This window comes from Amphibacillus xylanus NBRC 15112, from assembly GCF_000307165.1.
GTDB lineage: Bacteria > Bacillota > Bacilli > Bacillales > Amphibacillaceae > Amphibacillus > Amphibacillus xylanus.
This window is the reverse complement of record NC_018704.1, coordinates 2,557,757-2,569,486: the sequence shown is the minus strand read 5'-3', so window position 1 is coordinate 2,569,486 and position 11,730 is coordinate 2,557,757. Positions and strand designations below refer to the sequence as shown.

The 11,730-nt window shown below is 32.9% G+C and carries 13 protein-coding genes; 12 read left to right on the top strand and 1 reads right to left on the bottom strand.

Features of this window, described 5'->3' with window-relative positions; all coding sequences use genetic code 11:
* The first annotated feature begins 130 nt into the window (after positions 1–130).
* The 10 genes from rpmH (at position 131) to AXY_RS12070 (ending at position 9,653) form a co-directional block, all read left to right on the top strand.
* Positions 131–265, top strand: coding sequence for a 50S ribosomal protein L34 (gene rpmH, locus AXY_RS12115; protein WP_015011121.1), 135 nt, complete (start codon positions 131–133; stop codon positions 263–265).
* Between the two features lie 71 nt (positions 266–336).
* The gene (gene rnpA / locus AXY_RS12110) at positions 337–675 is read left to right on the top strand and encodes a ribonuclease P protein component (protein ID WP_015011120.1); all 339 of its coding nucleotides are present in this window, start codon (positions 337–339) and stop codon (positions 673–675) included.
* A gap of 404 nt (positions 676–1,079) precedes the next feature.
* On the top strand, positions 1,080–1,847 hold the full coding sequence (gene yidC, locus AXY_RS12105; protein ID WP_015011119.1) for a membrane protein insertase YidC: 768 nt from the start codon (positions 1,080–1,082) through the stop codon (positions 1,845–1,847).
* Positions 1,848–1,849: 2 nt separating this feature from the next.
* A complete protein-coding gene (gene jag / locus AXY_RS12100; protein ID WP_015011118.1) occupies positions 1,850–2,473 on the top strand; it encodes an RNA-binding cell elongation regulator Jag/EloR in 624 nt (207 codons plus the stop codon).
* A 264-nt stretch (positions 2,474–2,737) separates the two neighbouring features.
* On the top strand, positions 2,738–4,114 hold the full coding sequence (gene mnmE, locus AXY_RS12095; protein WP_015011117.1) for a tRNA uridine-5-carboxymethylaminomethyl(34) synthesis GTPase MnmE: 1,377 nt from the start codon (positions 2,738–2,740) through the stop codon (positions 4,112–4,114).
* A 21-nt stretch (positions 4,115–4,135) separates the two neighbouring features.
* Positions 4,136–6,019, top strand: coding sequence for a tRNA uridine-5-carboxymethylaminomethyl(34) synthesis enzyme MnmG (mnmG, locus tag AXY_RS12090; RefSeq protein ID WP_015011116.1), 1,884 nt, complete (start codon positions 4,136–4,138; stop codon positions 6,017–6,019).
* Between the two features lie 36 nt (positions 6,020–6,055).
* Complete coding sequence (gene rsmG / locus AXY_RS12085; RefSeq protein WP_015011115.1) at positions 6,056–6,775, top strand: 16S rRNA (guanine(527)-N(7))-methyltransferase RsmG; 720 nt, start codon at positions 6,056–6,058, stop codon at positions 6,773–6,775.
* A gap of 225 nt (positions 6,776–7,000) precedes the next feature.
* On the top strand, positions 7,001–7,858 hold the full coding sequence (noc, locus tag AXY_RS12080; protein ID WP_041450402.1) for a nucleoid occlusion protein: 858 nt from the start codon (positions 7,001–7,003) through the stop codon (positions 7,856–7,858).
* Positions 7,859–8,056: 198 nt separating this feature from the next.
* A complete protein-coding gene (locus tag AXY_RS12075; RefSeq protein WP_015011113.1) occupies positions 8,057–8,830 on the top strand; it encodes a ParA family protein in 774 nt (257 codons plus the stop codon).
* Complete coding sequence (locus AXY_RS12070) at positions 8,811–9,653, top strand: ParB/RepB/Spo0J family partition protein (protein ID WP_015011112.1); 843 nt, start codon at positions 8,811–8,813, stop codon at positions 9,651–9,653. Before AXY_RS12075 ends, AXY_RS12070 begins: the two co-directional genes overlap by 20 nt.
* A gap of 113 nt (positions 9,654–9,766) precedes the next feature.
* Here the strand turns inward: AXY_RS12070 and yyaC are convergent, their stop codons facing one another.
* Positions 9,767–10,357 carry a spore protease YyaC gene (gene yyaC, locus AXY_RS12065; RefSeq protein ID WP_015011111.1) on the bottom strand — a complete coding sequence of 197 codons (591 nt, stop codon included), beginning with the start codon at positions 10,355–10,357 and terminating at the stop codon, positions 9,767–9,769.
* Between the two features lie 78 nt (positions 10,358–10,435).
* Between yyaC and AXY_RS12060 the strand changes: the two genes are divergently transcribed.
* Together AXY_RS12060 and AXY_RS12055 are read left to right on the top strand one after the other, a co-directional pair.
* Positions 10,436–11,446, top strand: a complete 1,011-nt coding sequence (locus tag AXY_RS12060; protein WP_015011110.1) for a YkvI family membrane protein — start codon at positions 10,436–10,438, stop codon at positions 11,444–11,446.
* A gap of 38 nt (positions 11,447–11,484) precedes the next feature.
* Positions 11,485–11,682, top strand: a complete 198-nt coding sequence (locus AXY_RS12055; protein ID WP_015011109.1) for a DUF951 domain-containing protein — start codon at positions 11,485–11,487, stop codon at positions 11,680–11,682.
* Positions 11,683–11,730: the final 48 nt, after the last annotated feature.

Sequence of the window (11,730 nt, the reverse complement as noted above, 5' to 3'; positions counted from 1 at the left end):
GTTGTTAAAAGTAAAGAGGAGAAAATAATAATGACTTTTATGTTGACAGAATCAGTCGTTTTTCTTTATAATGTATTAGGTTATGGTTTGTTTTAGTAGGATTTTTATTCCTCAGGGGGTGTAATATAATATGAAACGCACATTTCAACCGAAAAACCGTCAACGTAAAAAAGTTCACGGATTTCGTAAACGTATGAGTACAAAGAATGGTCGCAATGTTTTAGCACGTCGACGTAAAAAAGGAAGAAGAGTATTATCAGCATAGGCCACTGACACTATTTCAGTGGTCTTTTTTCCATTTAAAGATAAGATAGGGTTTGTATTGGAGGATAGATTATGCGGAAAATTAACCGATTAAAATCAAATGATGAATTTCAAAATGTATTTAAAAATGGGAAATCATTTGCAAACCGCCAATTAGTAGTGTATTATCTTCCAAAAAAAGATCAAATTAATTTTAGAGTCGGTTTATCGGTATCTAAAAAGATTGGTAACGCTGTAGTACGTAATCAAGTCAAAAGATATTTAAGACAAGCTATTCTAGAAATGGAAGACGATATTAAAAGAGATGTTGATATTGTTATTATTGCTAGACAGCCTGTGAAGTCGATGGATTTTCATCAAATTAAAAAAAGTTTAACTCATGTGCTACTTAATTCTAAGTTATTGAAATAAATGATCATTTGAGTCAATTTCATAATACAAAAATCTAGTTAAGAACACGAACAATTACAAATGAAAATACAATATAATACGTAAATAAAGAAGCCTAATCAAGTGATTGGAACGGCAGGCGGCGACTCCAGCGGGAACAATCGTGTCCGAAGATCCAGTGATAAAAGCTTGAAAAGCTTTTATCAATTAGCTGAGGCCGATCCCGCGGAAAGCGTCCGCCTAGAGTGGAAATCACCGCGTCACCTGTAACCCAATTGTTCGTGTTTTATAGCCAATTAAGTCATTATGAAATTCATTCATTTATATACTCATTTTAGTTTTGTAGTATTCATGTAGGGATCATGGTAAAATAGCAATTGAGTTTTACATATATGTGTATCAATGTAAGTTCAAGGAGGGAAATTATGCGTAAGAAAAAGGTCTTAATTGTCGTGGCCTTACTTTTATTAGTACTAGTGTTAGCTGGTTGTGGAAATATAAATGAACCTATTACTGCTGAGAGTGAAGGTATTTGGAATTCATTCTTTGTTTATCCACTATCATGGCTAACTACAACAGTTGCAGGTATATTTGGTGGAAGCTACGGATGGGCTATTATTATCGTTACGATCCTGATTCGTTCATTATTAGTTCCATTAAATATTAAACAACTTAAGAGTTCGCAAGCTATGCAGCAAATTCAACCTAAGATTAAAGAATTACAAGAAAAATACAGTTCTAAAGATGCTAAAACACAGGAAAAGTTGCGAGAAGAACAAATGAAGCTTTTCCAAGAGCATAATGTTAATCCAATGGCTGGTTGTTTACCGATGTTTGTACAAATGCCAATTATGATTGCATTGTATCAATCGATCATGAGAACACCTGGATTAAAAGAAGGGACATTCTTATGGTTTGATTTAGCTGAGAAAGATCCTTATTATATTTTACCAATCATTGCAGCTGCGGCAACGTTTATTCAACAGAAGTTAATGATGAAAGGAACAGATCAAGCAGCAAATCCACAAATGTCAATGATGACGTATATGATGCCAATTATGATTGGTGTTATGTCACTTTATTTCCCAGCAGCTTTATCTTTATACTGGGTAGTTGGTAACGTGTTTATGGTTTTCCAAACAATCTTTATTAGAAAGCCATTTAAATTCCAACAACAAGCGGGAGGAAAATAATCGTGAAACAGGTAACTGCTTCTGGACAAACTGTAGATGATGCGGTTCAATCAGCATTAGAGCAACTTAATGCGAGAAAAGATCAGGTTAAAGTTGAGATTATTGATGAAGGTAAAAAAGGTATGTTTGGTATTTTTGGTGCCAAACGTGCAATTGTTAAAGTATCAATCAAGCAAGATCCAATAGATTTAGCGAAAAAATATCTTGAAGATATTACACGTTCTTTTGCAGACGACATTAATGTTGACGTCGTTAATAAAGATGAGCAAGTTACGTTTAACTTATCAGGTGAGAAAATTGCTATGGTAATTGGTAAACGTGGTCAAACATTAAATGCTATTCAGCATCTTGTTCAAGTGATGTTAAATCGTCAATCATCAGATTTTTATCGTGTTATTGTAGATGCGGAGGGCTACCGTGCAAGACGTGAGGAAACACTCCAGCAATTAGCAACTCGACTTGCGGATAAAGCAATAAAAATTCGTCGCAATGTCACGCTTGAGCCGATGCCATCTTATGAACGAAAAATCATTCATAGCATTTTACAAGATAATCCAAAGGTAGAGACACATTCTGATGGTACTGATCCTAATCGTTTTGTAGTTATTAAACCTGTCAATAAATAAATTTGATAAAAGAAGTCCAATTGTGGACTTCTTTTTTTAGTAAAAACACTGATAAAAAGTTATCCACTTGTTAATAACTTTTTATGAAATATAGATTATTGTCGATACTATGAAGTGAATTAAAATTTAATATTCCCTTAAATTAGTAAAAATATTTTTATTTCTTTTTTAATTCGAATGTGTTACTCTAACTTGTTAGTGATATTTATTACTAAACAAATAATTTATTTTAGATAGATATTTAATTAATGGGGGTGAAATGTAATGGAGTTTGATACGATTGCGGCAATATCTACACCATTAGGTGAGGGTGCGATAGGTATTGTTCGATTAAGTGGTAAGGATGCTATAAATATTGTCAATCAAATTTTTTCCGGATCAGATTTAAATGAGGTTAACTCACATACGATTCATTACGGAAAAATGATTGACCCACATACAAATAATATGATTGAAGAAGTAATGGTTAGTGTGATGAAAGCACCGAAAACATTTACACGAGAAGATGTCGTAGAAATTAATTGTCATGGTGGTATAGCTTCAGTAAATCGATTGTTAGAGTTAGTTTTAGAGCTTGGAGCACGTTTAGCTGAGCCTGGTGAATTTACCAAACGAGCATTCTTAAATGGAAGAATTGACTTGTCTCAAGCAGAGGCTGTGATGGACTTAATCCGTGCTAAAACTGATAGAGCAATGGATGTAGCATTAAAACAATTGGATGGTAAATTGTCGAAGTTAATTCAACGGTTACGTCAAGATTTAATCGAAACAGTAGCTCATGTTGAAGTAAATATAGATTATCCAGAGTATGATGATGTTGAAGAAATGACTAAATCGGTATTATTGGAAAAAACAACAGATGTTTATCAAGAAATTGAAAGACTTTTAACGATGGCTAAACAAGGGAAGATCCTTAGAGAAGGAATTTCTACTGCAATCATTGGTCGTCCCAACGTAGGAAAGTCTTCGTTATTAAATACACTTGTTCAAGAGAATAAGGCGATTGTTACAGATATCCCAGGAACAACTAGGGATGTTATCGAGGAATATGTAAATGTTCGTGGTGTTCCATTGCGTTTAATTGATACTGCTGGAATAAGAGAAACTGATGATCTAGTTGAAAAAATTGGTGTTGAGCGATCTAGACAGGCTTTAAAAGAAGCTGATTTAGTCTTGCTTGTATTAAATAATAATGAGCCACTAACAGATCAAGATCGTCAACTGTTTGAACTAACAAATGACCTTGAATTAATTGTACTCATTAATAAAACCGATTTGGAAGAACGATTAGATAAGAATGAAGTTGAAAAATTAGCAGGGGATCATCCAGTTGTTTCAACATCGTTAATTGAAGAACAAGGTATTGATGATTTAGAAGAGGCAATTGCGAAGCTGTTTTTTGAAGGGCAATTAGAAAGTACTGATGTATCTTACGTATCAAATGCCCGACATATCCAATTATTAAAACAAGCTTTAACTGCACTTGAAGAAGCTCAGAATGCTATCGACATGGATATGCCGTTAGATTTAATTCAAATTGATGTCACACGTGCATGGAGAATTCTAGGGGAAATTGTAGGGGATACAGTTCATGATAGTTTAATTGATCAACTGTTTTCTCAATTTTGCTTAGGTAAATAAGGAAAAAAGGGAGTGAGTAAAATGGTTTTTGATGCTGGTCATTATGACGTTATTGTAGTTGGATCAGGACATGCTGGAGTAGAAGCGGCTAATGCTGCTGCTAAGCGAGGCGCAAAAACGTTAATGCTAACGTTAAACTTAGATATGATTGCTTACATGCCATGTAACCCTTCAATTGGGGGTCCAGCTAAGGGAATTGTTGTTAGAGAAGTTGATGCACTTGGCGGTTTAATGGGTAAAGTAATCGATAAAACATATATTCAAATGCGAATGCTAAACACAAGAAAAGGTCCTGCTGTTCGTGCATTACGAGCTCAAGCAGATAAAGCATTATACGCAGCAGAAATGAAACATCAGCTTGAGCAACTTGATAATTTAACAATTCGACAAACTATGGTAGAACAACTAATTGTCGAAGATGGAGTTTGTAAAGGGGTTATTACTGAAACAAGCGCTGCATATTATGCTAAATCTGTAATCATTACAACAGGTACATTTATGCGCGGAACTGTGAATATTGGTGAGATATCTTATCAAAGTGGTCCAAATAATCAAAGACCATCAGTTAAACTATCAGAGAACCTTGAGCAACTAGGCTTTAAGCTTGTTCGCTTTAAAACAGGTACACCACCTAGAGTTCATTCACAGTCAATTGATTATAATAAAACAGAAATACAACCTGGTGATTACGATCCCGGTCATTTTTCTTATGAAACTGAAGACAAAATCATTGATCAGGTACCATGTTGGTTAACATATACAAATGAAATGACTCACAAAATTATTGATGATAACCTTACACTTTCATCGATGTATTCCGGAATGATTAAAGGGGCTGGCCCAAGATATTGTCCATCAATCGAAGATAAAATTGTTCGATTTCATGATAAACCACGTCATCAAATATTTTTAGAGCCAGAAGGCCTTAATACAGAGGAAGTATATGTACAAGGACTCTCAACATCATTACCAGAAGATATTCAGGAAAAAATGGTTAGAACAATTCCAGGATTAGAAAATGCCCAAATAATGCGATCTGGCTATGCCATTGAGTATGATACTGTTGTTCCGACTCAATTATGGCCAACACTAGAAGTGAAAAATATTAGTGGATTATTCACAGCAGGACAAATTAATGGTACTTCTGGATATGAAGAGGCAGCAGGTCAAGGAATCATGGCAGGTATCAATGGTGCAGCACATGCACTAGATCTTGAGCCGCTCATACTTGATCGTTCACAAGCTTATATTGGCGTATTAATCGATGATTTAGTTACTAAAGGAACTAGCGAGCCTTATCGCTTGTTAACATCACGAGCTGAGTATAGATTACTGTTACGTCATGATAATGCTGATTTAAGATTAACTGAAATAGGATATAAAATTGGGTTAATTAGTGAAGAGCGTTATGAAAGCTTCAAACGAAAGCTAAATTTAATTAAAGAAGAGCAAGAGAGATTAGCTAAAGCAACAATTAAGCCTTCTGATGAATTAAATAAAGCATTGGAAGAAATTAACGAAACTCATTTAAAAGAGCCGATTAAAGCGCTGGAATTACTGAAAAGACCAGAAGTTACTTATAGCTTAATCAGTCAATTTACACCAGCAGACCAAGATATTCCGAGAGACGTAATAGAACAAATTGAAATTCAAGCTAAATATCAAGGGTATATTGATAAGTCATTACAACAAGTAGACAGAATGAAAAAAATGGAAGATAAAAAAATTCCAGAAAACATTGATTATGATGCAATTACTGGCTTAAAACAAGAAGCAAAACTGAGATTAAAACAAGTTCGACCATTATCGGTTGGGCAAGCATCACGGATATCAGGTGTTAACCCTGCTGATATTTCAATTTTACTCGTCTATATAGAACAAGGTAAAATAGCAAAAACAGAGTAAGATACTGAATATTTATGATGAATGGACTGAGAATAGATGAAGGTTGAGCAATTTATTGATGAATTGAGTAAAAATGGAATTAACTTATCAGAACATCAAATCAATCAGTTTCATATATATTTTGAAACATTAGTTGAGTGGAATGAAAAAATGAACTTAACAGCTATCACTGAAGAGTCTGAGGTATATTTAAAACACTTTTTCGACTCTATTACAGCTAGTTTTTATCTTGATTTGAATCAATCAATTAAAATATGCGATGTCGGAGCAGGGGCTGGATTCCCAAGCATCCCGCTAAAAATATGTTTTCCACAATTACATGTGACGATTGTCGATTCATTGAAAAAGAGAATCACATTTTTAAATCACTTGGCTGAAAAATTACAATTAACAAATGTTGAATTTTATCATGATCGAGCTGAAACATTTGCTCGAAACAAACGATTTCGACAAAGTTTTGATATTGTAACTGCTCGAGCAGTTGCTAAAATGGCAGTATTAACTGAATTATGTTTACCTCTAGTCAAGGAAAATGGGAAATTTGTCGCTTTAAAAGGACCTAATGCTGAAGTAGAGCTTGAAGAGGCAAAATATGCGATTAAGTTATTAGGTGGAGAAACAAAAGATTTGCATACGATTCAATTACCTGGTGATCAAGGAGAACGTAATATTATTGTGATTGATAAAATTAAATCAACTCCAAAAACTTATCCAAGGAAACCAGGCACACCTAATCGAGAACCTTTGATTAAATAAATATATCCACGTAGCCATCATTATGCTACGTGGATTTTTTCTAAGTTTCGCGCAAAAAAAGTTTAATTTTATATTTTTTATGATATTAAAGGAATTTATGATAGAATAATAGAAGTATATAGTAGTCGCTCTATTCAAAAAAATAGTAACTAATTAAAAATGTTTCACGTGAAACATTTTGATGTTAGTTAATAAGTAATTATTGAAGAAAAGGTGGTGTTTACTATATTACCTCCATTTAGTCGTATGTTTGGTATGGGTGATAAAGAAACTTCAGTTGAACAAGAGCAATTTAAACAAGATGAAGTTGTTGAATTATCGATTCATGACATTAAACCGAATCGCTATCAGCCACGGACAATCTTTAATCAAGACAAAATTGATGAACTTGCTCAGACAATACATACTCACGGAATGATCCAACCAATTGTTGTGCGTAAAGTGACAGATGCTGATAAGAAATATGAAATCATAGCTGGTGAACGTCGTTTCCGAGCTGTTAAACAATTAGGTTGGGAGCAGATTCCTGCATTAATTCGTCAAATGAATGATAAAGAAACAGCGTCCGTGGCCTTAATTGAAAACTTACAAAGAGAAGAACTAACAGTTATTGAAGAAGCAAAAGCATATGAACAATTAATAAAAATCCATGAACTAACACAAGAAGCATTAGCTCAAAGATTAGGTAAAAGTCAATCTACTATTGCTAATAAGCTAAGATTACTAAAATTACCGGATGCTATTCAAGATGCTATTTTAAATAAATCAATAACCGAACGACATGCACGTGCATTAATCGCGTTAAAAGAACATGATAAGCAAATTGAAATATTAAATGAAATAATTAATAAACACTTAAACGTCAAGCAAACCGAAGATCGTGTTAAAAAAATCTTATCAAAAGAACCAGTAAAGAAAAAACCAAGGTTAAAAGGTTTTAATAAAGATATGAGAATTGCAATGAATACAATTCGTCAATCACTAAATATGGTTTCAGATGCAGGTGTTAAGTTAGAAACTGAAGAAGAAGATCTTGAGGACTACTATCAAATTACTATAAAAATTCCTAAGAACAGAAAGTAGAGCTATTATAATATAAGTTATTTTTCAAACGAGTGATGACTGTATAATGTTCAGGAGTCAGTCGTTTTTTTATTGATAAATTAGTAAAAACTATTAGTTACTTAAATAGATTTGAGATTAACAACTTTATAACGATGTATATTGTTAGAAAAAATGTTAGAATGTAAATAAGAGTTTTTAAAATAGGTAGGTGACATAATGGGAAAAGTAATTGCCGTAGCCAACCAAAAGGGTGGTGTAGGTAAGACAACTTCAGCAGTGAATTTAAGTGCTGGACTAGCACACCTAGGTAATAAAACGTTATTAGTAGATATTGATCCACAGGGGAACGCCACTAGTGGTTTAGGAATTAATAAGGCCGATATTGATCGGTGTATTTATAATGTACTTATAGAAGATTTAACAGCAGCGGACGTATGTGTATCAACAAATATTCCAAATTTAGATGTTATACCCGCAACGATTCAATTAGCAGGTGCTGAAATAGAACTAGTACCAACAATTTCACGAGAAATTAGATTGAAAAAAGCACTAGAATCTTCTATTGATAAATATGACTATATCATTATTGATTGCCCTCCATCATTAGGCTTATTGACATTGAATTCATTAACAGCAGCCGATAGCGTGATTATACCAGTACAATGTGAATATTATGCGTTAGAAGGACTTAGTCAGTTATTAAATACTGTCCGTCTTGTACAAAAACACTTGAACAAAGATTTGAAAATTGAAGGTGTATTACTCACAATGCTTGATGCCCGAACAAATTTAGGCATACAAGTGATTGAAGAAGTGAAAAAGTATTTTCAGGATAAAGTTTATAACTCAATTATTCCTCGAAACGTCCGATTAGGTGAAGCTCCTAGTCATGGTCAACCAATTATTACGTATGATCCTAAATCTAAAGGTGCAGAAGTATATCTTGAATTAGCAAAGGAAGTGATGGGAAGTGGCGAGAGGGTTAGGTAAGGGAATTAATGCATTTTTTCCTGAGTTAGATACGCAAGAAGATGACGCTAATCAAATTATCGAACTTGATATTACAGAATTACGACCAAATCCATATCAACCGAGAAAATCATTTCAAGTAGAAGCGATTGAAGAATTAAAAAATTCAATTATTGAATATGGTATAATTCAACCATTACTCGTACGGAAAGTAATAAAAGGTTATGAGATTATTGCTGGTGAAAGACGTTATCGTGCAGCAAAAGAAGCAAATTTAGAAAAAATTCCTGTCATTGTTAAAGAGTTAAATGACCAAAAAATGATGGAACTTGCTTTACTTGAGAACTTACAACGAGAAAATCTCACTCCAGTAGAAGAAGCACAGGCTTATGTTAATTTAATGAAGTCATATCAGCTTACTCAAGAAGAATTATCTAAAAAACTTGGAAAAAGCCGTCCACATATTGCAAACCACGTAAGATTACTACAACTACCTACACAGGCAATTGCAATGTTAAATAGTGGCGAATTATCAATGGGTCATGGTCGAGCGTTGTTAAGTTTGAAAAATAAAGCAAAAATCAAAGATGTAATTGCTAAAATTACAAAGGAAAAATTGAATGTTAGACAGGTTGAGCAACTCGTTCATCAATTAAATGAAACGAAAAGCAGACCCTCTAAATCAAGAACGAAAAAAGATGTTTTTATTGTGCAATTTGAAGACAAACTAAGAGAACGATTAGGTACAGGTGTGAAAATTGTTCAAGGGAAAAACAAAGGTAAGATTGAAATTGAATTTTTTAATCAAGATGATTTAAATCGAATAGTAGAATTATTAGATTAATATTTAATTAATTAGTGGACTATGTTGCGCTTACTTGTAATTTATTTTACGGTCAAGTATAAAGCATAGTCCATTTTTAATTAAATGTTTCACGTGAAACATTTAATAACAGACTAAGATTGATTAGAAATTTTATCATCGTTAAAAAATAGATATTCAGCATAAGAAAGCGCGCGTGAGATAATTTCAGCTTGTTTAAATACAAGGTTTAAACGTGTGTTTTGTAATGTTATGAAGTCTATTGGTGAACTGATATTGACTATTCCTGTGATATTTAAATGACCAACTTCGGGTAAATCCTTCTTTAAGGCGAGACCAGGCCTTAATGGACCAATACTAGCATTTATATTACCAACAGATTGGCTTCTCCCTAAGCAAGCATCTACTGCGACAATAAATGCATTTTGGTGTTTTTGTTTAATATAATCTAATCTTTCCTTAATATTTAATGCATGAATTGGTTTTTCTAATGTTCCATAAACATGATAGACTGAATGCTTTCGCTTATTTAGTAAAGAACCAACGAGCGGACCCAGCGCATCACCGGTTGAACGGTCTGAACCAATACAAGCAATAACAAATTCTGATGAATCAATGGGTAACCACTGATAAATAAATTGACCGATATATTGTTCAACAAATGAATCTTTATAAGATACACTTACCTTTGTTGATTGTTTATGAGAATGACGAGATAATTTCATAGTTTGTTATCCTCCAACATATTTTTATTAGTATACGATTGAAGATTTTATTCTATACGTAAAAATGGAGGATAGTTAATGAAAAAAATCATACAATTAATATTTTTAATCTTAGGAACTGTAATTGGTGCAGGTTATGCATCAGGAAGGGAAATATGGTTATTCTTTGGCCCTAATAGTGGACGAGCTATCATATTATTTACGTTAATTTTTGCAGTTGCGTGTTATTGTACATTAAAAATTGCTTACCAATATCAAACGCATCACTATCAACAAATATTTGATCAATTATTTCATAAAAGTACGAGTTGGATATACGATTTACTCATGTTTGTATATTTACTATTAACGACAATAATTATGATTGCTGGTAGTGGAGCGGTTTTGGAGGTATATCACATTCCCGTTTGGGTAGGGATTGTAATAATGGCCATTATGGTTTTTTGGGCATTTAGTTTTTCGATTGACCAAGTCATTGAATTAAACTCTATATTAGTGCCAATCTTAATTGGTTTATTGTTAGCGGTATTAATTAGTTTTCTAGCTAAAGAACAACACCTCGAGTATGCTCAACAACCAGTGAATTATATTAAAACAATTGCTTTTACATCGGTGAATTTATTGCCGATTATATCTGTAATTGGGGCAATCGGTCATAAAATTAGTAATAAATCAACTGTATTTTATACGAGCTTAATATCTTCGGTTATATTAGGAACCGTAACGTTAATATATAATTATGGTTTAACACTGATTCAATTAGAAATAGACCAATTTCAAATGCCGATATACGGAATCTTGATTAGATTTCCTAATTACGTGCTATTGGTCGTGTCAATCATCATTTGGCTTGCAATATTTGGAACAGTGGTAGGCTTATTGCTAGGTTTAGTTACGAGAATACAAAATAAATATAACGTAAGCCAACTGAAAATTGTAATGATTTTATTTACTGTTTTAACACCATTTGCTTTCTCGGGTTTTCAAACATTAATTGAACTGATCTATCCAATATACGGCGTCATTAATAGTTTTATATTACTTAAATTAATTTTATATCCAATTAAAGACGCAATAAATAAAAAATGATATGATAATGAAAGAATAGTTTAAGGGGATGATTCGGAATGAATAAAGAATTTCAATTGCATGATTATGTTGAAATGAAAAAACCGCATCCATGTGGTGAGAATAAGTGGCAAATTATTAGAATGGGTATGGATATTCGAATAAAATGTCAAGGTTGTAACCACAGTGTATTAATTCCACGTAAAAAGTTCGAAAAAGGGATAAAAAAGGTTATTAGTTCAGATGTCGAAGGTTAAAATATAAATGTTTCACGTGAAACATTGTTAAATTAATCTAATTTTGCA

What these genes read in the sequence shown, in the direction of transcription:
- rpmH (WP_015011121.1), top strand. Translation starts at nt 131, where the DNA reads ATGAAACGCACATTTCAACCGAAAAACCGTCAACGTAAAAAAGTTCAC.
- rnpA (WP_015011120.1), top strand. Translation starts at nt 337, where the DNA reads ATGCGGAAAATTAACCGATTAAAATCAAATGATGAATTTCAAAATGTA.
- yidC (WP_015011119.1), top strand. Translation starts at nt 1,080, where the DNA reads ATGCGTAAGAAAAAGGTCTTAATTGTCGTGGCCTTACTTTTATTAGTA.
- mnmE (WP_015011117.1), top strand. Translation starts at nt 2,738, where the DNA reads ATGGAGTTTGATACGATTGCGGCAATATCTACACCATTAGGTGAGGGT.
- mnmG (WP_015011116.1), top strand. Translation starts at nt 4,136, where the DNA reads ATGGTTTTTGATGCTGGTCATTATGACGTTATTGTAGTTGGATCAGGA.
- rsmG (WP_015011115.1), top strand. Translation starts at nt 6,056, where the DNA reads ATGAAGGTTGAGCAATTTATTGATGAATTGAGTAAAAATGGAATTAAC.
- AXY_RS12075 (WP_015011113.1), top strand. Translation starts at nt 8,057, where the DNA reads ATGGGAAAAGTAATTGCCGTAGCCAACCAAAAGGGTGGTGTAGGTAAG.
- yyaC (WP_015011111.1), bottom strand. Translation starts at nt 10,357, where the DNA reads ATGAAATTATCTCGTCATTCTCATAAACAATCAACAAAGGTAAGTGTA.
- AXY_RS12060 (WP_015011110.1), top strand. Translation starts at nt 10,436, where the DNA reads ATGAAAAAAATCATACAATTAATATTTTTAATCTTAGGAACTGTAATT.
- AXY_RS12055 (WP_015011109.1), top strand. Translation starts at nt 11,485, where the DNA reads ATGAATAAAGAATTTCAATTGCATGATTATGTTGAAATGAAAAAACCG.